At 65.5% G+C, this 19067-nt stretch carries 18 protein-coding genes; 6 read left to right on the top strand and 12 right to left on the bottom strand.

All coding sequences use genetic code 11. From position 1 onward, the window contains the following. Nucleotides 1-12: 12 nt before the first annotated feature. Nucleotides 13-567, bottom strand: a complete 555-nt coding sequence (gene rsmD, locus Q0D31_RS21560) for a 16S rRNA (guanine(966)-N(2))-methyltransferase RsmD (RefSeq protein WP_291855839.1) — start codon at nt 565-567, stop codon at nt 13-15. A gap of 7 nt (nt 568-574) precedes the next feature. Next, nucleotides 575-2698: a pseudouridine synthase gene (locus Q0D31_RS21555; protein ID WP_291855837.1), complete on the bottom strand. Its 2124-nt coding sequence runs from the start codon at nt 2696-2698 to the stop codon at nt 575-577. 153 nt (nt 2699-2851) lie between these two features. Between Q0D31_RS21555 and Q0D31_RS21550 the strand changes: the two genes are divergently transcribed. Continuing rightward, nucleotides 2852-3310: a nucleoside deaminase gene (locus Q0D31_RS21550; RefSeq protein ID WP_291855835.1), complete on the top strand. Its 459-nt coding sequence runs from the start codon at nt 2852-2854 to the stop codon at nt 3308-3310. 154 nt (nt 3311-3464) lie between these two features. On the opposite strand, the gene Q0D31_RS21545 is transcribed toward Q0D31_RS21550, so the two are convergent. Further along, a complete protein-coding gene (locus Q0D31_RS21545) occupies nt 3465-4370 on the bottom strand; it encodes an alpha/beta hydrolase (protein ID WP_291855833.1) in 906 nt (301 codons plus the stop codon). Nucleotides 4371-4490: 120 nt separating this feature from the next. Here Q0D31_RS21545 and Q0D31_RS21540 point away from each other — a divergent pair, with 120 nt between their 5' ends. Further along, entirely contained in the window at nt 4491-5723 is a 1233-nt protein-coding gene (locus Q0D31_RS21540) for an acyl-CoA dehydrogenase family protein (protein ID WP_291855831.1), read from the top strand. A 123-nt stretch (nt 5724-5846) separates the two neighbouring features. Here the strand turns inward: Q0D31_RS21540 and purD are convergent, their stop codons facing one another. Beyond that, nucleotides 5847-7130: a phosphoribosylamine--glycine ligase gene (gene purD, locus Q0D31_RS21535; RefSeq protein ID WP_291855829.1), complete on the bottom strand. Its 1284-nt coding sequence runs from the start codon at nt 7128-7130 to the stop codon at nt 5847-5849. A 225-nt stretch (nt 7131-7355) separates the two neighbouring features. Between purD and xseA the strand changes: the two genes are divergently transcribed. Further along, nucleotides 7356-8969, top strand: coding sequence for an exodeoxyribonuclease VII large subunit (xseA, locus tag Q0D31_RS21530; protein WP_291855827.1), 1614 nt, complete (start codon nt 7356-7358; stop codon nt 8967-8969). Here xseA and Q0D31_RS21525 read toward each other — a convergent pair. Continuing rightward, entirely contained in the window at nt 8966-9802 is an 837-nt protein-coding gene (locus Q0D31_RS21525) for a dienelactone hydrolase family protein (RefSeq protein WP_291855825.1), read from the bottom strand. The genes xseA and Q0D31_RS21525 overlap by 4 nt on opposite strands. 185 nt (nt 9803-9987) lie before the next feature. Between Q0D31_RS21525 and Q0D31_RS21520 the strand changes: the two genes are divergently transcribed. Continuing rightward, nucleotides 9988-10215 carry a DUF2093 domain-containing protein gene (locus Q0D31_RS21520; RefSeq protein ID WP_291855823.1) on the top strand — a complete coding sequence of 76 codons (228 nt, stop codon included), beginning with the start codon at nt 9988-9990 and terminating at the stop codon, nt 10213-10215. A 10-nt stretch (nt 10216-10225) separates the two neighbouring features. Here the strand turns inward: Q0D31_RS21520 and lpxK are convergent, their stop codons facing one another. From lpxK to Q0D31_RS21490, 6 genes are all read right to left on the bottom strand, one after another. After that, a complete protein-coding gene (gene lpxK, locus Q0D31_RS21515; RefSeq protein ID WP_291855821.1) occupies nt 10226-11245 on the bottom strand; it encodes a tetraacyldisaccharide 4'-kinase in 1020 nt (339 codons plus the stop codon). Next, nucleotides 11238-12572 carry a 3-deoxy-D-manno-octulosonic acid transferase gene (locus Q0D31_RS21510; RefSeq protein WP_291855939.1) on the bottom strand — a complete coding sequence of 445 codons (1335 nt, stop codon included), beginning with the start codon at nt 12570-12572 and terminating at the stop codon, nt 11238-11240. Before Q0D31_RS21510 ends, lpxK begins: the two co-directional genes overlap by 8 nt. Beyond that, nucleotides 12535-13248 carry a lysophospholipid acyltransferase family protein gene (locus tag Q0D31_RS21505; RefSeq protein WP_291855819.1) on the bottom strand — a complete coding sequence of 238 codons (714 nt, stop codon included), beginning with the start codon at nt 13246-13248 and terminating at the stop codon, nt 12535-12537. Before Q0D31_RS21505 ends, Q0D31_RS21510 begins: the two co-directional genes overlap by 38 nt. Next, complete coding sequence (locus Q0D31_RS21500; protein WP_291855817.1) at nt 13245-13493, bottom strand: DUF4170 domain-containing protein; 249 nt, start codon at nt 13491-13493, stop codon at nt 13245-13247. Before Q0D31_RS21500 ends, Q0D31_RS21505 begins: the two co-directional genes overlap by 4 nt. A gap of 89 nt (nt 13494-13582) precedes the next feature. Then, the gene (locus Q0D31_RS21495; RefSeq protein ID WP_291855815.1) at nt 13583-14392 is read right to left on the bottom strand and encodes a 3'(2'),5'-bisphosphate nucleotidase CysQ; all 810 of its coding nucleotides are present in this window, start codon (nt 14390-14392) and stop codon (nt 13583-13585) included. Further along, nucleotides 14379-15803, bottom strand: a complete 1425-nt coding sequence (locus Q0D31_RS21490) for a TldD/PmbA family protein (RefSeq protein ID WP_291855813.1) — start codon at nt 15801-15803, stop codon at nt 14379-14381. Before Q0D31_RS21490 ends, Q0D31_RS21495 begins: the two co-directional genes overlap by 14 nt. A 287-nt stretch (nt 15804-16090) precedes the next feature. On the opposite strand from Q0D31_RS21490, the gene Q0D31_RS21485 reads away from it, so the two are divergent. Further along, nucleotides 16091-16615, top strand: a complete 525-nt coding sequence (locus Q0D31_RS21485; protein ID WP_291855811.1) for a DUF6101 family protein — start codon at nt 16091-16093, stop codon at nt 16613-16615. 79 nt (nt 16616-16694) lie between these two features. Here the strand turns inward: Q0D31_RS21485 and Q0D31_RS21480 are convergent, their stop codons facing one another. Continuing rightward, a complete protein-coding gene (locus Q0D31_RS21480; RefSeq protein WP_291855809.1) occupies nt 16695-16856 on the bottom strand; it encodes a hypothetical protein in 162 nt (53 codons plus the stop codon). Nucleotides 16857-18215: 1359 nt separating this feature from the next. Here Q0D31_RS21480 and Q0D31_RS21475 point away from each other — a divergent pair. Next, nucleotides 18216-18848, top strand: coding sequence for a tyrosine-type recombinase/integrase (locus tag Q0D31_RS21475; protein WP_291855807.1), 633 nt, complete (start codon nt 18216-18218; stop codon nt 18846-18848). Nucleotides 18849-19067: the final 219 nt, after the last annotated feature.

Raw genomic sequence — 19067 nt, 5'->3', positions numbered from 1 at the left:
CGCTAGTCCGCCCTACGGGCCTCGCAAGAACACAAACTCGGTATCGTCATAGGCGCGCCGTTCCAGTTCCGCAAAGCCATCGGGCGCGGCGAACCCTGCCGCCTTCGCCTCCTCCACCACCAGCAACGCCCCCGGCGTCAGCCAGCCGCCGGCGCGCAGCGAGGCCATGGCTTTTTCCGCGAGACCCTTGCCGTAGGGCGGATCGAGAAAGGCCAGCGCGAACGGCTCCATCGGATGCGCCGGGCCGAGATCGGTGGCGTCGCGGCGATAGACCTTGGTCACGCCGCCAAGGCCGAGCGCCTCGACATTGTTGCGCAGCAACGCGCGCGCTTCCGCGCCATTGTCGACGAACAGCGCGAACGCCGCGCCCCGCGACACCGCTTCGATGCCGAGCGCGCCGGTGCCGGCAAACAGGTCGAGCACGCGCGCGCCGGCAATCGGATCGTCATAGGCGTGGATCAGGATGTTGAAAACCGATTCGCGCAACCGGTCCGCCGTCGGGCGGATTGCCTGCGAGGAAGGCGAGGCCAGGTTACGACCCTTCAATCGTCCGCCGACGACGCGCATCGTCCAACTACTCGTCCCGCGGTTTCAGGTCGCGCTTGCCGTGATAGCCGCGCTGCGGACGGCGCGGCGGGCCATAGCCGTTGGCCTCGTCCTCGTTGCGCGCACGCGCTTCCTCGCTGCCGGTGCGCTGCACCAGCACGCGGCGGCCCTTGCGATCGGCGATCAGTCCGCTCTTTCCGGCAGGCTTGAACGGCTTCTTGCCGCGCGGCGCCTCGCTCACCGGCACGTCGTCGGACTTTTCACCAGGCATCGGCCGGTTGAAGTCGGCGCCGGCCAGTGTCGCGATCTTCTCGCCGAGCTGCTCGCGCAGCACCCGGGTCTTGACCTCCTCGACCTCGCCTTCGGCCAGTTCGCCGAGTTGGAACGGGCCGTAGGATACCCTGATCAGCCGGTTCACCTCGAGGCCGAGATGGGCCATGACATTGCGGACCTCGCGGTTCTTGCCTTCGCGGATCGCAAACACCAGCCAGACATTGGCGCCCTGGTCGCGCTCCAGCGTGGCGTCGATCGAGCCGTATTTCACGCCGTCGATCTCGACGCCTTTCTTCAGCTCGTCGAGCTGCGCCTGCGTGACCTCGCCATGGGCGCGAACGCGATAGCGCCGGAGCCAGCCGGTGTCGGGCAGTTCGAGCGCGCGCGCCAGCCCGCCATCATTGGTCAGCAGCAACAGCCCCTCGGTATTGAAATCGAGCCGGCCGATCGAGATCAGCCGCGGCAGCGATTCCGGCAGATTGTCGAACACGGTCGGCCGCCCCTCGGGATCGGCGTGCGTCGTCATCAGCCCGCGCGGCTTGTGATACAGGAACAGCCGGGTGCGCTCGCGCGGCGGCAAAGGCTTGCCGTCGACGGTGATGACGTCGTTGGCGGTGACGTCGAGCGCGGGCGAATTGATGACGCGGCCGTTGACGGCGACGCGGCCCTGCGTGATCCATTCCTCGGCGTCGCGGCGCGAGGCAAGGCCGGCGCGCGACACCACCTTGGCGATCCGCTCGCCGGACTTCTTGATCCGCGGCGGTTGCGGCGCCCGCTTCTCGAACTCGGGCTTGCGCTCACGGTAGGCGCCACGACCGCCAAAGGCCGGCCGTTTGGCGAATATCTTGCTGTCGTCCTCGTTCTGGCGACGTGGGCGGTCGTCACCCGCCTCGTTGCGCGGATGCTCCTGCCAGTCGGTGCGGGCTGCCGCCGGGCCGCCTTCCCGCCGCTGGCGCGGACGATCGAACTTGGGACGATCCTCGCGGTCGCGCGGATAGCGCGGCCGTTCATCGCCGCCACGATCGTCGCGGGGTCGGTCAAAGCGCGGCTTGTCAAAACTCCGCGCGCCGTCGCGCGGCGGAGGGGAGGCACGCTCGCCGCGATCCTCGCGCTTCTGCCACGGCTTGGAATCACCGTCATCCCGGGCCCGATCGGGTCTGGCGCCGAAGCTCTTGCGTGGGCCGCGGTCGGGCGCGCCCCGCGAGAATTTTCGCTCGCCGGATTTTCGCTCGGGCCGATCACCGCGCGGGCGATCGCCGTCGCTGCGAGAACCTTCGCCGCGCGGGGTGTAAGGCCGTTTCTCGCCACCACCTGCCCGCGGCGCATAGGGCCGCTTGTCACCAAATTTCTTCTCGCCGAAGCGCGACGCCGGACGGGCCTCGCCATCGCGCTCACGGCGCGGGGCGCGGTCGTCGCGGCTGAAATTTGGCCGGTCGCCGCGCGGCGTGTACGGGCGCTTGTCGCCGCCACGATCTTCGCGCGGCTTGAACGAACGCTTTTCACCATCGTCGCCACGAGCCGGGCGGCTGGCAAACGGCCGGTCGCCGCGCGGACGCGGCGAGTCACCGAAATCCCGGCGCGGCGGACGAGCGTCGCCGTCGCGCTTGCCGGCGTAGGACTTGCCCGCACCCGCATAGGGCTTCTTGCCGAACGGCTTCGCGCCTTCCGACTTCCCGGCATAGGGCCGCCGCTCGCCGTCGCCGTCCCCTTTTCCGGCAAAGCTGCGCTTGGCGAACTTCTTGTCAGGTCCCCGGGCAGCTCCCGAGCGGCCCTTGCCCCCGCCCGCGCGGCCTTTGCCGTCCCCGGTGCGGCCCTTGCCGTCACCCGGCCGGTCACGCCGGCCGCGGGAATCGTTGTTTTTGTCGGTGTCGCGGGGCATGAATAGTCTCTCGGGTACGGATGAATTGGCAATCAGGCCGATGCGGATGGGCTGTCATAGCGAAAACGCGCGCGCACTTGGCTCAAGGCGCATTGTCACGCACAACCCGCATCCACGTTTGCTGAAGGCGCTCCTAGTAGCAGGTTTCTTTCGATGATACGAGGCATGACTGCCCCTTCTTTCATGGATTTGGCGCTGAAAACCGCCGAAAACGCCGGAAAGGCGGGCGAAGTTCCGATTGGGTGCGTGATCGTCAGGGGCTTCGAGGTGATCGCCACCGCCGGCAACCGCACGCTGACCGACCGCGACCCGACCGCCCACGCCGAAATACTGGCGATCCGGCAGGCCGCCGAGGCGATCGGGACCGAGCGGCTGGTGGATTGCGATCTCTACGTGACGCTGGAGCCCTGCACCATGTGCGCCGGCGCGATCTCGCTGGCGCGGATCAGGCGGCTGTATTACGGCGCCGCCGATCCCAAGGGCGGCGCAGTGGATTCCGGCGTGCGGTTCTTCGCGCAGCCGACCTGCCATCACATGCCCGACGTCTATTCCTCAGTCGGCGAAAGCGAGGCGGCGACGCTGCTCAAGGATTTTTTCAAGGTGAGGCGGTAGGGACGATCTCTCCAAACACCGCACTTTCATCATCCGCGAAAGCGGATGATCCAGTATTCCGGTGAAAGCCGTGATTGATCGAGTAGCCGCGACGTACTGGATACCCGCTTTCGCGGGTATCACGAGCGTTACGTTCAGTGACAACACGCCGAGCCTAATTCGCCGCAAAAAACTCCCGCAGGAGCTTTGCCGTCGCTTGCGGATTCTCCTCGGTGAGAAAATGCCCTGAATCGACCGCCGCGCCCGATACGTTGGTCGCCCATTTCCGCCACGTATCCAGCGGCGTCGTTGCCGCGCTCGCAACGCCGGCATCGCCCCACAGCGCCAGCATCGGGGTCGTGATCTTCCTGCCGGCGTCGACATCGGCCTTGTCGATCTCGTAATCGGCATAGGCGCCGGCTCGGTAGTCCTCGCACATCGCGTGCACGCGGGAGGGATCGCGGAACGGCGCAAGGTAATGCTCCAGCGCGCGCGGATCAAAGGCCTCGAGCGTCTGGCTCTTGGTCTGGCTAGCCATCTTCTGCCGCAGGAAAAACTCGCCATTGCCTGTGATCAGCGTTTCCGGCAGTGGATAGGGCTGCGCCAGGAATGCCCAATGATAGATCTTGAGCGCCGAGAGCCGGTTCAACCGCTCCCAGTAATCATAGGTCGGCGCGATATCGAGCACGGCGAGCTTGGACAGCCGGCCGGGGTGGTCGAGCGCGAGCCGGTACGACACCCGCCCGCCGCGATCGTGGCCGGCGAGCGCGAAATGGACATGCCCAAGCTGCTCCATCGCTTCCACCATCGCCTTCGCCATCGCGCGCTTGGTGTAGGGCGTGTGGTTGTCGTCGCTGTCGGGCATGTCCGACCAGCCATAGCCCGGCAGGTCGGCGATGATCAGCGTGAACCTGTCGGCGAGTTGCGGCGCGACCGGATGCCACATCACATGCGTCGAGGAAAATCCATGCAGCAGCAACAGAGGCGGCCCGCTGCCGCCGACGCGGGCGAAAATGCGGCCCGACGAGGTGTTGATCCACTCGGAGGCATATCCGGGAAACAGGTCGGCAAGGTCTGACATCGGCGCTCCCTCGGGCTGCTATCGTGCTTCAAACATTGTTTGTCGTTGCCGCTGGCCGGTCGCAGGTTTATGCCATCCCTCAAGCTCAACCAACAGAAACATGACGCGAGGAAACCTCCGATGTCGATCGATTTCGAAATCCCGGCCGAAGCCAAGGCGATCCGCGAGAAAGTCCGCAAATGGGTGCAGGAGGAGTGCATCCCCGCCGAGAAGGAACTCGACAGCAAGCCGCTCGCCGACGTGCTGGGCCCGCTGCGGAAAAAGGCGCGCGCACGCGGCCTGTGGTGCCCGTGGGTGCCGAAGGAATATGGCGGCATGGGCCTCGGTCCGCTGGCGAACGCGCTGGTGCAGATGGAACTCGGCGAGAGCATGCTGGGGGCGCTGTCGATGAACACGCAGGGGCCGGACGATGCCTCGATGATGACGATCCTCGCCCACGGCTCCGAGTACCAGAAGGAAAAGTTCCTCAAGCCGCTGCTCAACGGCGACAAGCGCATCTGCTTTTCGATGACCGAGAAGGCTTCCGGCGCCGACGCCACCGGCATGCAGACCACCGCGGTCAAGGACGGCAATGAAAACTACATCCTCAACGGCGAGAAGTGGTTTTCCTCATCCGCCAGCGTCGCCGACATGGCGCTGGTCATGGCCAGGACCGACCCGAACGCGCCGCGACACAAGCAGTATTCGACCTTCATCGTCGAACTGCCGAACCCCGGCTACAGGATCAAGCGCAATGTCGCCAACATGGCGATCGAGGGACCGCATGACGACGTGATCCACGGCGGCCACTCCGAAATCGAGATCAAGGATCTGAAGGTGCCGGCCGACAATCTGCTCGGCGGCGAAGGCAACGGTTTCGACATGGGCCAGCACCGCCTCGCCTATGGCCGCCTGCGCCACGGCATGCACAACGTCGCCAAGGCGCAACGCGCGCTCGACATGGCGGCCGCCCACGTCACCAAGCGCTCGACCTTCGGCCAGTTGCTCGCCGACCGCCAGGCCGTGCAGTTCATGCTCGCCGATTGCGCCAGCGAACTCTATATCGGCCGGTTGATGCTGCTGCATATCGCCTACAAGGCGGAAAAGGGCATGGACATCCGGCAGGAGAACTCGATCGCCAAGATCTTCCACGCGCACATGGTCCACAAGGTGATCGACACCGCGATCCAACTGCACGGCGCGCTCGGCTTCAGCCAGGATACGCCGCTCGCCAAATGGTACACCCAGGTGCGCGCGCAGCGGCTGGTCGACGGTCCGGACGAAGTGCACAAGTGGCGGATCGGCAAGAACGTCATCAAGGCGTTCCGCGAGCACGGCACCACGGCGAGCGCAGCCGGCGGGGATTTGCTGTAGTCCACACCGTCATTCCGTGGCGGCGCAGAGCGCCGAACCCGGAATCCGGAGATGAGGCTCCAAACGCTTCCAACATCGAGATTCCGGATCGCCGCGCACGGCGCGTCGTCCGGAATGACGGCGTTATCCCTCCGCCTTCTCCCGCGCGACGGCCTGCCAGCCGATGTCGCGACGGCAGAAGCCATCTCCCCAGTGGATGCGATCGACGGCCGCATAGGCGCGTTGCTGCGCTTCCGTGACCGTCTTGCCCAACGCGCAGACGTTAAGCACGCGCCCGCCATTGGCGACGAGGCGGCCTCCCTTGAGCGCCGTTCCGGCATGGAAAATCTCGACGCCTTCGACCTTCGCGGCCTCGTCCAGCCCTTCGATTGCGGAGCCCTTGCCGTAGGAGCCGGGATAGCCCTTGGTCGCCATGATCACCGTCAGCGCCGCCTCGTCGAACCAGCGCAGGCTGAAATTCTTCAATTGTCCGTCGGCGCTGGCGAGCAGCGCCGGCACGATGTCCGACATCATCCGGAGCATCAGCACCTGGCATTCGGGGTCGCCGAAGCGCGCATTGTACTCGACGAGCTTCGGCCCATCCCTGGTCACCATCACCCCGGCGAACAGCACGCCCTTGTAGGGCGATCCCATCGCCGCCATCGCCCGCAGCGTCGGGCGGATCATCTCGTCCATCACCCGCGCACACATCGTGTCGGTCATGACCGGCGCCGGCGAATAGGCGCCCATGCCGCCGGTGTTCGGTCCCTTGTCGCCGTCGAAAGCACGTTTGTGATCCTGCGCGGTCGCCAGCGGCAGCGCGTCCTCGCCGTCGCACAGCGCGAAAAACGAGGCTTCCTCGCCTTCCATGAACTCCTCGATCACCACCTCGGCACCGGAGGCCCCGAAGCCGCCGCCGAACATCATGTCGACTGCCGCCAGCGCCTCCTGTTCCGTCACGGCCACGACGACACCCTTGCCGGCGGCGAGCCCGTCGGCTTTCACGACGATTGGAGCACCCTGCTTTCGGATGTAGGTTCTTGCCGCTTCGGCGTCGGTGAAATGGTCGTAGGCCGCGGTCGGAATGTTGTTGGCGCGGCACAGCTCTTTGGTGAAATTCTTCGAGCTCTCAAGCCGGCCCGCCGCCTTGCTTGGCCCGAAGGCCTTGAAACCGGCTGCGTTGAGGTCATCGACGATCCCGGCCGCGATCGGCGCGTCCGGCCCAACCACCACGAACTCAATCCGCTCGCGCTGGCAGAAGTCAATCACCGCTGCGTGGTCGGCGATATCGAGCGCGACGCACTCGGCTTCGCGCGCGATGCCGGCATTGCCCGGCGCGCACCACAGCCTGGTCAGCAGCGGGGAGGCGGCGATCTTCCACGCGAGAGCGTGTTCGCGGCCGCCGGAACCAAGCAGGAGGATGTTCATCGCTGGAGCCGGATGCGAGGATGAGATGCGGTTCGGTCGCACAAAACCGCCCCCCGCCGCAAGGGGATATCACCACCCGCCGGCCTTGCGGGCCCGGGCGCCCGGATTTAACGGCAGTCAGGCCTGGCCGCCTGATGTATAGATAATCCGCATGACGCGGATTGGCGGCGACGGCCAAATTCCCTAACCTTGCCCGAACGCCCCGAGAGCCCGAATCGATGGCCCATGCCCGCTGCGGATAACCTGCTCAACGCGCCGGAATTCACCGTCTCCGAACTGTCCTCCGCGCTGAAGCGGACGGTGGAGGACGCCTACGGGCATGTCCGCGTGCGCGGTGAAATCTCCGGCTTTCGCGGGCCGCACTCTTCCGGACATTGCTATTTCGCGCTCAAGGACGAGAGCGCCAAGATCGAGGCGGTGATCTGGAAAGGCGTGCATTCGCGGATGCGGTTCAAGCCGCAGGAGGGGCTTGAGGTCATCGCCACCGGCAAGCTCACGACCTTTCCGGGTTCGTCGAAATACCAGATCGTGATCGAGGCGATCGAGCCGGCGGGGATCGGCGCGCTGATGGCGCTGATGGAGGAACGCAAGCGGAAGCTTGCCGCCGAAGGCCTGTTCGACGAGGCGCGCAAGCAATTGCTGCCGTGGCTGCCGGAGGTGATCGGCGTCGTCACCTCGCCGACCGGCGCGGTCATTCGCGACATCCTGCACCGGTTGCAGGACCGCTTCCCCCGTCGCGTGCTGGTGTGGCCGGTCAAGGTGCAGGGCGAAGGCTCGGCCGAACAGGTTGCCGCCGCCATCCGCGGCTTCAACGCGCTGCCCGAAGGGGGCCGGATTCCGCGGCCGGATCTGCTGATCGTCGCGCGCGGTGGCGGTTCGCTGGAGGATCTGTGGTCATTCAACGAGGAGATCGTGGTCCGCGCCGCCGCCGAGAGCATGATCCCGCTGATCTCGGCCGTCGGCCACGAGACCGACATCACGCTGATCGATTTCGCCGCCGACAAGCGCGCGCCGACGCCGACGGCCGCCGCCGAAATGGCGGTCCCCGTCCGCAGCGAACTGTTCGTCGAGGTCGAAAGCCTGGCACGCCGCGCCATGGTGTGCTGGCAGCGCGGCCAGGAAAGCCGCCGCAACGAGTTGCGCGCCGCAGCGCGCGCGCTCCCAGGGCCGAGCGAACTACTCGCGATCCCGCGGCAGCGGCTGGATCATCTCACCGCCGCCCTGCCCCGCGGCCTCAAGGCCAATACGCACGCCCACCACCGCCGCTTCGCCGATGTCAGCGCCGGGCTGACGCTGAAGGTGCTGCGCGGACAGGTCGCTCACGCCAGCCAGCGCCTGACCGTGGCGGGCGAACGGATCCGGCTATCCGCCCGCGCGCTGCTGCGCAGCCGCCGCGACCGGTTTGTCGGGCTGGAGGCCAGATTAAGGGCCTCAAGGCTCGCCAACGCCGAGGCGCAGCGCAACGCCATCGCGCGCGACCGCGAGCGCGCACAAAGGCTGGCGGAGCGTGCCCGCCGCGCGCTTCTGACCGGGATGCATCGGCTCAATGCGCGAGTCGCGCATAGCGGCCAGTTACTGGCGGCGCTGTCATATCGCGGCGTACTGGCGCGCGGCTTCGCCCTGGTGCGTGATGCGCGGGGCCACGCCGTGCATGCCGCGACTTCGATCGGCCCGGGCGCTCATCTCTCGGTCGAATTCGCCGACGGCCGCGTCGGCGTCACCGCGGATGCGGACCGGCCACCCGCGACATCACAGCCGCCGGAGGCGCCCCCGCGCGCGACCCGGACCGTCTTGGCCAAGCGCGTGACCAAGCCGATCGACCAGGGAAACCTGTTCTAGCGCGACAGCCATTCGGCGACGAGTCGCTGCGAATCCGATCGCGCCTTCATGTCGGTGCCGACATGGCCACGTTCCGGCAACGCCGGCTCGGCGCCGCCACCGAGCGCGCGCAACGGAAGGTTGGCGCGGTCGAATTCGTGCAATGCACCGGGATAGACCACGATCCGTGCCAGCGCGCTGCGGCCGCGTGCGCCCTCCACCATCTGCCGGCAGGCCGCGGGCGAACTGATGTCGTCCTTTGCGCCAATCAACAGCAGCGTCGGCACCCGCGCGCTCCAGCCGAGGCCGGAGGACGTCCGGCAATCCGGATAGAACGCGATCGCCGAGCGAAAATCCGGCCCCGCGCTGCGCAGCGAAAGTTGCGGGCGCACCGCCCACAGCACGGCGCTGGCGCCATTCGCCCACCCCATCAGACTGATGCGGTCGCGCGCGACCCAGGGCTGCTGCAACAACCATAGCCGCGCCGCCACGACATCGGCCACCCGCTCGCGGCGCGCCAGCACACGGCGTTCGCTGGCGCGGCACTGCGGGCCGAGTTCCCGCGAACCGTAACTGTCTGGCAGCAGCACGGCATGGCCGCTCTTCAGCAGTTGTTCCGCCCAGTCGCGATAACGGGGCGGCACCGGCTCCGAATGCCCACTCAATCCGCCGCAGCCATGTAGCGCGATCACGGTGGGAAACGGACCGTCGCCATCCGGCTTGTAGAGTTGCGCATGCAGGGTCCGGCTGGCCGCGGGGATGTCGACCTGGCGCGGGGTCGGCAATGCCGTGGCGTTTGCAATACCCGACGCGGCAAGGAGCAAGACCAACAGCGTTACTGAGAAAAGGCGCATCGGTCTCCGTCGAGGTTTGCCAGGGCACCGGGCACAGCCGGTTTCAAGTTATCATGCGACCGGGCTCAAAAATCATCACAAGTCGGTGGGGTTCCCGAGCGGACAGTCGGCGTTATCTGTGATAGATCGGATCCCAAAATTCATTGGCCGGGCCTTGATGCGCCGGTTCAGCGGAGAGTTTGACGGTGCTCAACAAATTCGGTTCCTCCGGTCAGGGCGAAGCCCAGGTGCAGTATCTGGACGGCGATTTCCGCGTGATATCGCCCGGGACCTATGTGCGTTGCGCCGTGACCGACGCCCGGATCCAGCTCGACGAATTGAAGTACTGGAGCGTCGACCTGCAGGAAGCCTATTCGGCGCCCAGCGCCGTGCTGCAGCGGCACTTCCCCGGCGTGCCGAAGTCGCAGAGCTGAGCCGCAATTCCTAATCCGCCCTCCGCTCACGCGCCCGCGACAGGCGCTCGGATACGAACTTTCGCAAGCGCGCCGGCTCGTCGAATTCCAGGGTCACCGCGAGCGGCACCACCTGCCGCGCCCAGTCCGGCAACTCGCCGCCGCGCCGCAACCGCGCCATATCCTTTTCCGTCGTGACCAGCGCCAGGGCGTCGCCCCTTGCCTCTTCCGCCAGCCCCTCGATCTCGCCTTTCGAATAGCTGTGATGATCGGCAAAGGCGCGCGAGCGGGCGACATCGACGCCGTTCGCCCGCAGCATGTTGAAGAATCGCGCGGGATCGCCGATTCCGGCAAACGCCAGCGCGCGCCGGCCGCGAAGCGAGGCGAGCTGCGCCGGATCCGGCCGCAGATGAGCTGACAGTACCGGCTTGCCCTGTGCGGCGATCTCGGCTGCGACCGCCGCCGCCGCGACGCCGTCGCCGACAATGATCAGCGCATCGGTACGCGCCAGTTGCGGCCCGAGCGGTGCGCGCAGCGGGCCGGCGGGAAACACCTGTTCGTTGCCGAGGCCGCGCTCGCTGTCGATGACGATCAACGAGGCATCCTTGACGATGGCCGGACTCTGGAAGCCGTCGTCCATCAGGATCACGCTCGCGCCCAACGCCCGCGCCAGCGGCACGCCGTCCGCGCGCTGACGGGCCACCACCACTGACAGCCATCCGGCCAGCATCAGCGGCTCGTCGCCGACATCGGACGCCGCATGGCGCCCGGGATCGACCCTGACGGGTCCACGCAATCGTCCGCCATAGCCGCGGCTGAGCACGACCGGGGTCTCGCCGAGCTCGCGCAACAGTTTCGTCAGCGCCAGCACGGTCGGCGTCTTGCCGGCGCCGCCGAGGCCGTAATTGCCGACGCAGAACACCGGAATTCCGGCATCAAGACCCCTGCGCTGCAGGCGCTTCGCGGCGATAGCGCCATAGAGCGCGGCGAGCGGTCTCAACAGACGCGCGTTCAGCGAGGACGGTCCATGCCAGAAGCCCGGCTCACGCATTGGCGGCTCCCGTCTCCAGCCGCAACTGCAGGAGATACGGCTCGAGCGCCGTCAGCGTGCGCTCCAGCGCGCCGCCGAGTTGTTCGACCACCCGTTCGGACGCGGCAAGCATGGCAGCGCGCGCGCCGGGATCGGCCAGCAACTGCCCGAGCTGCTTCACCAACGCTTCCTGGGTATCGGCCCGTCGCGCGCCGCCGGCGGCATCGAGGGCGTGATAGACATCGGTGAAATTGAAGACGTGGGGGCCGTGAACGATCGACGCGCCGAGCTTGACCGCCTCGATCGGATTCTGTCCGCCATGCGCGACCAGCGATCCGCCCATGAACACGATCGGCGCCAGGCGGTAGAACAACCCCAGTTCGCCCATGGTGTCGGCGACATAGATATCCGTCGCAGCGGCTGGCAATTCTCCGCGCGAGCGAATGCCTGCATTGAGGCCGGAATCGGCGATCATCTGCGCAATGGCCTCGCCGCGGTGGGGATGCCGCGGCACGATCACGGTCAGCAGATTTGGAAAGAATCCCGCGAGCGCCCGGTGGGCGTCGGTCAACATCTCCTCTTCGCCGGGATGGGTAGAGGCCGCGACCACGACCGGGCGACCGCGTGTCATCGCCATCAGCCGCTCCAGCCGGTTGCCATCCGCCGGCGGCGCCGGCACGTCGAACTTGAGGTTTCCGGTAACCGCGACGTTGCGGCTACCCAGCGCAGTAAACCGGTCGGCATCGAGTTGCGACTGCGCGAGGCAGGCCTCGAAGCGGCCGAGCAGCGCCGCGATCGTGCCCGAGACCCGGCGCCAGCGCGGAAACGAGCGTTGCGACATCCGTCCGTTGATCAGCACCATCGGCAGCCGGCGCGCGGCGCTCGACAGGATCAGGTTCGGCCACAGGTCGGACTCGATGAACAGCGCCAGCGACGGCCGCCAGTGATCGAGAAACCGCGCGACGTAACGTGGCGAATCGTACGGCACATATTGATGGATGACGTCGGCGGGGAAACGCCTGGCGACGATCGCCGCCGAAGTCACGGTGCCCGAGGTAAGCAGGATGCGGAAACCCTGCGCGCGCAACCGCTCGATCAACGCGGCGGCCGCCAGCACTTCGCCGACGCTGGCGCCGTGGATCCAGATTAGCGGCCCATCGGGGCGGAGATCGGCGCTCAGGCCACGGCGCTCGCCGACGCGCGCCGGATCTTCCTTGCCAAGACTCAATCTCCGGCTGATCAGCGCAGGCGACAGCGGCACCATCACCGACGACAGCTTCCGGTAAACCCGCAACGCCATCGGCAGTGGATCAGCCAAGCGCGGCCTCCGGACGACCGACGGCCGCATAGGCGCGCCGGGTCGCCTCATTGAGATACGTTTCCACCCGAAGGCGCAATTGTTCCATGGTCTCGGCGTCGGCATCCGGCGGCACGTGAACCGCTTCGATGCCTACCACGACGCCGCGTCCGAACGGCAGATTGATCGTGGTGGAGTCCCAGTTTTTCAACCGGATAAACCGGCTGGTCGCCATCGCAAACGGCATAATGGGCCGCCCGGATTCCCGCGCCAGCATGATGACGCCGAGCCCCACCACCCGCGCGCGCTTCGGCACGTCGGCGGTGGTTGCAACATTCCAATTGTCCGCAAGCGCCTGCAGCATCTCCCGAAACGCGCCAACACCGCCCTTGCGGTGAAAGGCGCCGCCATGATCGCCGGAGCCCCTGATCGTGCCGATGCCGAGCCGCTCCGCCGCGATGGCGTTAAATTCACCGTCGCGGTGCCGCGAGATCAGCACCTTGGCGCGATGGCTGTCCCTGGTCTTGACGAACGGAGTCATCAGATGCTGGCCGTGCCAGAACACGAAGATTGCCGGCTGCTCCGGCTCGACGATGTCATAGACGTCGGCCGGTTCGTAGCTGAAACGGTTGGTCAGCCAGACCAGCCGCAGATATTCCGCCGCGAGCACGCCGAGCACGCGCTGGACCCAGCTGCTGCGCAGCAAATCACGAGAGAATCGTTTCAACGGGAGGGCTTCGTGTCTTGACCCGGATCGAGCAGCCGGTGGAGGTGGACCACGAAGTAGCGCATGTGGGCGTTGTCAACGGTCTGCTGCGCCTTTGCCTTCCACGCCGCGTGGGCGGATGCATAATTGGGAAACACACCGACGATTTCGACCTGGTCGAGATCCTTGAAGGTCGTGTGTTCGAGATCGGTCAACTCGCCGCCAATGACGAGGTGAAGCAATTGCGGCTGGGCGCTTTCTGGCATGATGGCTTTTCCTAACGATGTGCCCGGCAAGCAACCACATGGCTGTCAGTGGGTGAAGGGGGCGATTGGCCCGCACGGACCATGCCGTTTCAGGGCAGCGGACGAGATCGAAAATGCTCGACAATGCGCGCATGACGATCGTGTCCCGCCGCCACCAGCATCCCATGCACCACGTCCCGACGATTATACTCAATCGTGTCCCCCGAGAGCGCGGTCATCCTACCACTGGCTTCCTGCACGATCAAATTCGCCGCGGCAAGATCCCAGTCACGGCTCTGACCGCCGGCAAAAGCGGCATCAAGGCTGCCATCGGCGACCCGGCACAGCCGCAGCGCCAGCGATCCGATTCGCGGATGCAAGGTGATGTCGTCCGTCGAGGGGCTCAGCCGCTGCACCAGCGGTTTTGGACCTGCCACGCGGGAAAAATCCAGCCCGGCGCCCACGGCGGCACGCGCCGGCCGCTCGTTGCGGGTGGCGCCCTGCCCGCGGATCGCGAAGAAGAACTCGTCGGTCGCCGGCGCGAACACCGCCGCCAGCACCGGAGTGGCGCCCGCCACCAGCGCCACGCTCACGCACCAGTCTTCGCGGCCGGCAAGATAGGCGCGGGTGCCGTCGATCGGATCAACGATCCACACCAGCGGCTTTCCCAAACGCGAATCATCGTCGACGCTTTCTTCCGACAGCCAGCCATATTCCGGCGTCGCCGAGCGCAGCCGCTGCTCCACGAGATCGTTGACGGCGATGTCGGCCTCGGAGACCGGCGAGGAGACGCCTTTGGTCCAGTTCCTAAGCTCGGTGCGAAACAGCGACAGCGCCAACTTGCCGGCCTCGCGCACCGTGTCGGTCAACAGCGCCGCGTCGCGCGCCAAGATTCGGTCGGCGGTATCAGCGTCCGCCAAGCGTCAAACCCTCGATGCGCAATGTCGGCGCGTTGACGCCGTAACGGAATTCCAGATCGTTGGCCGCCACCAGCGACTTGAACATCGCCAGCAGATGTCCGGCGATGGTTACCTCGCTGACGGGATAGGTGATCTCGCCGTTCTCGATCCAGAAGCCGGACGCACCGCGGCTGTAATCGCCGGTGACGCCGTTGACACCAGAGCCGATCAGGTCAGTGACGTAAAAGCCCTGCTTGATGTCGGAGATCAGTTGCCGCGGCGTCATCTCGCCGGCTTCGAGGTGCAGGTTGTAGGCCCCCGGCGACGGCGACGACGAGACGCCACGATGGGCATGCCCGGTCGTGACCATGCCAAGCTCGCGCGCGGTGGCGCAATCCAATAGCCACGTCGTCAAGACGCCCGCCTCGACGATCGCGGTTCGCTTGACCCTGACGCCCTCGGCGTCGAAACTCTGCGAGCGCAGTCCGCGGACCCGAAGCGGGTCGTCAATGATCCGGATATTGCCGCCGAACAGCTGCTCGCCAAGCCGGTCTTTCAGGAAGCTGGTCTTGCGCGCGATCGAGGCGCCGTTGATGGCGCCGACGAGATGGCCGACCAGCGATCCCGCGACGCGGGGGTCGTAGACGACCGGCACCTTGCAGGTCTCGACCTTGCGCGGATTGGCCCGCGCCACCGTGCGTTCGCCGGCCTTGCGGCCGACGCTCGCGGGCGAAGCGAGATCGGCGGCGTGCGGGGCCGAGGTGTAGTCGTAGTCGCGCTCCATGCCGGTGCCCTCGCCTGAGATCGCGGTCATCGAGATGCCCTGGCTGGAGCGCAGGTAGGAGCCGTGGAAGCCGGTCGAGGTCACCAGCACCATGCCGCCGATCCCGCTGGAGGCCGACGCGCCGCCCGACTTGGTCACGCCCTTCACCGCCAGGCCCGCGGCTTCGGCCTCGCAGGCGCGGCGCTCCAGTTCGCCGGTCGAGGGAACCTCGCGGTCGAGCAAATCGAGATCGGCGAACTCGCGCGCCAGCAGCGACGGATCGGCGAGACCGACATATTTGTCGTCGGGCGCGACGCGCGCCATCGCTACCGCGCGCTCGGCCAGTTTCGCCACGCCGTCGCCGGAGACATCGTTGGTCGAAACCACGGCCTGGCGCTGCCCGACCAGCACGCGCAATCCGACGTCGTCGCCTTCGGAACGCTCGGATTCCTCGACGCGGCCGTCGCGCACCTCAACGCCCTGCGAAACGCCGCGAACCGCGACCGCATCGGCGGCGTCGGCGCCGGCGCGCCTGGCCGCCTCGACCAGGCGCTGCGCCAGCGTCGACAGCGCCGATTGATCGAACAGGCCGGCGCTCATGTCGGAAGCCTTGCCGGAAGCTTTGGAGGCCTGCGCAGGCGCTGAAGCCGCGGATGGTGAAGAGTTCACGAACAAGATCCCCGACATCAAAGCGAGATTGGGAGGCAAAGCAGCAGATTAAGCAGATGTGCCTGATTCACCGGGAGTTCAAGCATTTCGCGGCGCCAATTGCCAACCATTTTCAGCTTCGCCGCAAGGTCTCGTCAATCATGTCAGCCAAGCTCCTGTCAATCATGCCGCCAGATGCGGCGGGGGTGACTTCGGGTTAACCAGCCTTTTTAAGCCGAAGCGGAAATCGCCCGGCTATGGTCTCGCCTGTCGACCGGGAACATAATTCCGGCGGGGAGACCAAAGCCGTGGGGCGTCAAACATCAACAAGCGGGATCAATCCCGCCGGGTCGAGCCGCGCATTGCGGCTCGACCCTCTTTCCCTTCCGCTCAGCTTCCAGGCGCAGGATGCCCGCGCCGACGGCGGCGTGCGAAAAATCGAACTTCACCGCGAACGCGTCGTGCTGCACCGCGCCGTCAAGGGCATGCGGATGGCGGTCAATATCCGCGTGCGCGACTTCAAGGGCGTCGCGTTGCGCGGGCTCGACGACGCGCAGGCGCTGGTGCTGGTGCATCGCGACCCCTCGCTGAACATTCCGCTGTGCGTCAGCTCCGACCCCGAGGAAATTGCATCCGCCTGGCAGATCTGGAGCGACATTTTCGCGCTGCCGCTGCTGGCTGAAGAGGAGCCGCACGAGCCGGCCGCCCGGCGCCGCCGCCACAACGCCATCCGCGCCCGCCGCCCGAGATTCCTGGTGCGCCGCCGCGCCGGCGACCTGCTCAACCCCGCGAACATTCACGACGGCGAACGCGAGATCATCGCGCGCGATTGAGTTTGACAGCATTCCTCGCCGCAAATTGACTGTCATGCCCCGCGAAAGCGGGGCATCCAGTACGCCGCGGCTTCTCGATTCAATCATGGCTGTCTCTGGAATACTGGATCGCCCGGTCAAGCCGGGCGATGACGGATGGAGACAGGTTCGCGATCTCGCGGCGCATTTCGCCCGAGGTTTGCTGTTGCTCCTTGCCCCCTTCAATGAAGAGGGCGCAGGGAAGACCGGGTGCGCGCTGCACCCGCGGTCTCGTGTGCATTGTGCACTAAGAATGCGCACACGAGCATACAGGTCCAGCGGAGAGCATCCGGCCTTCCCTGCGCAGTGGGTTGACGGCTTATAACGTGATCTCCCCGGCGAACGGCTCTTTTGCCACCGTCGCTCCCGAGAATTGCTTCCCGAGAACTTGACGCCAGCACCGCGGCGTCAGGACCACACGACTTCGCCGTACGCCTCAGTCACCATCGTCTCTTTGACCTCAGCGTCCACCGCATCCCACCGCGCGTTCGTGACGATCGCGATCCGCCCCTCCATCGGGTGAGACGGCGGGAGTTGTAATTCTGATTTGCCCGACGACGGAAGCGGAATATTTTTCGCGCGTGGGCTGGACAGGTTTTAGGTGATTTGCCCGTCGAGTTGAATTGTCGCGGTTACGCATCGCGATTGTGCTTGCGCGCAAAGCAAATCAGTTCGTAGCAAGTAGCCCGTATGAGCGCAGCGATATGCGGGAGTCGGGGAAATGATGAAGGCCCCGGATGTCGCGAAGCTCATCCGGGCTACACGCTCATGTCCGCTTCACGGCTAAAGCGACCGAATTATTGCGCAGCCGCGAAATGACGCGATGTGCCAGCAAAGGACATTTCCGGCAAGCTCATCATCGCCTGCTGATTTGGCCGAGATGAACGCATCCGGCGGCAAGACGCATGAGCGCCAACTCAACGTCGTCGTTTTCGTTTTCCGCAGGTTTGGTTAGTGGGCTCGCAAGAACTAGCGGTCACTTTACAGGTGGTTATCACACAGGGGTGAAGCGGTTGACCACACACACTCTGTAATTCCTTGCAGTAGTGCGTATATGTGCACTCATATATTATGCCGCCAGTGCACGTATTGACATGGCTGTCATAGGAATAATCGGCGTACACTTTCGATGCCGTTGCCATCGTTAGAAACCCAACGGATACGCTAGCAATTAAACATGTTGCCAAATTCCGTTTCATCGGAAGATCCTCCTTTTCGCCAGTTCGCAAGATACGTCGAATTGCTAGCGTGTTTGTTTGATGTGCATCAATCTTTGCGGGAAGGCGGGATTCTAGCGGGCATTACCACCTCATGCCGCTTTCGCCGTGTCGGTAGCGCCTCATGAAAGAGGACCGCCCGTGGCCGAGCGGCCCAAGTCCAAGGAGGAAACGCCCCACGGACGGGCCTGCACACACACGACGGGGACGGCGCGGCCGAATGTCTGTATTGGGTCAATCGCTACAGGGCGTTTGTCGCCCGACCAGCCCCGGAGATCCGCTTTGGCCCGAAAACCGACCTGATTCCAATGCCTAACACAGTGGCCATACTCCTCGGCTCTGTAACCGAGCCGAGGAGTATGGCCATGCAGGATCAAGTGAATGCGACCCAAGCGCCCAAGCGAGTACCGTGGAACAAGGGCAAGCTGACCGGGGCAAAGCCGCCGCTGCGACCCAAACACGTCTGGTCGATCCGGACCAAGCTTCAGATCGCGGGCCGCGCTCGCGACCTTGCCATGTTCAATCTGGCAATCGACAGCAAGCTTCGTGGCTGTGATGTCGTTGCCATCCGGGTCGAGGACATCGCTGCCGGCGGATACACGGCGGATCGTGCCACGGTCCGGCAAAAGAAAACCGGGCGACCCGTCAGATTCGAATTGAGCGAGCAGACCCGCCAGTCGGTCGATGACTATCTAAAGCTCACCGGCAAACGACCCGGCGAGTTCTTGTTTGCCGGCCATTGCGGTCCTGACCGCAGCATGACTACCCGCCAATATGCCCGCCTCGTCTCCGAGTGGATAGGCAGCGTCGGACTCGACCCCAGGCTGTTTGGGACGCATTCGCTGCGACGTACCAAGGCCACCCTGATCTATCGACGGACGGGCAATCTCAGGGCTGTCCAGCTCCTGCTCGGGCATACCAAGATCGAAAGCACCGTCCGGTATCTCGGCATCAAGGTCGATGACGCCCTGGCAATAGCGGAACAAGTTGATGTCTGAAATACCCGGGCAGAGCGGAAATGCTCTGCCCGCCCTCTGACCGCCGTTTTGTGCCATGACCGGACATTAGTATGGCAGCTCGTCGCCGGGAGAGCTGGTTAGGATGCGCTTGCTGGAGAACGAACTGACCTGATTGCGAGCCACGCTTGGTTATGTGATTGTTTATTAGATATATCGGTGAAAAGCTGCACATCGGGCGGATGGGGTGTTTATGATGGT

The organism is Bradyrhizobium sp., from assembly GCF_022844465.1.
GTDB lineage: Bacteria > Pseudomonadota > Alphaproteobacteria > Rhizobiales > Xanthobacteraceae > Bradyrhizobium.
This window is presented reverse-complemented; position numbering and strand designations above follow the sequence as displayed.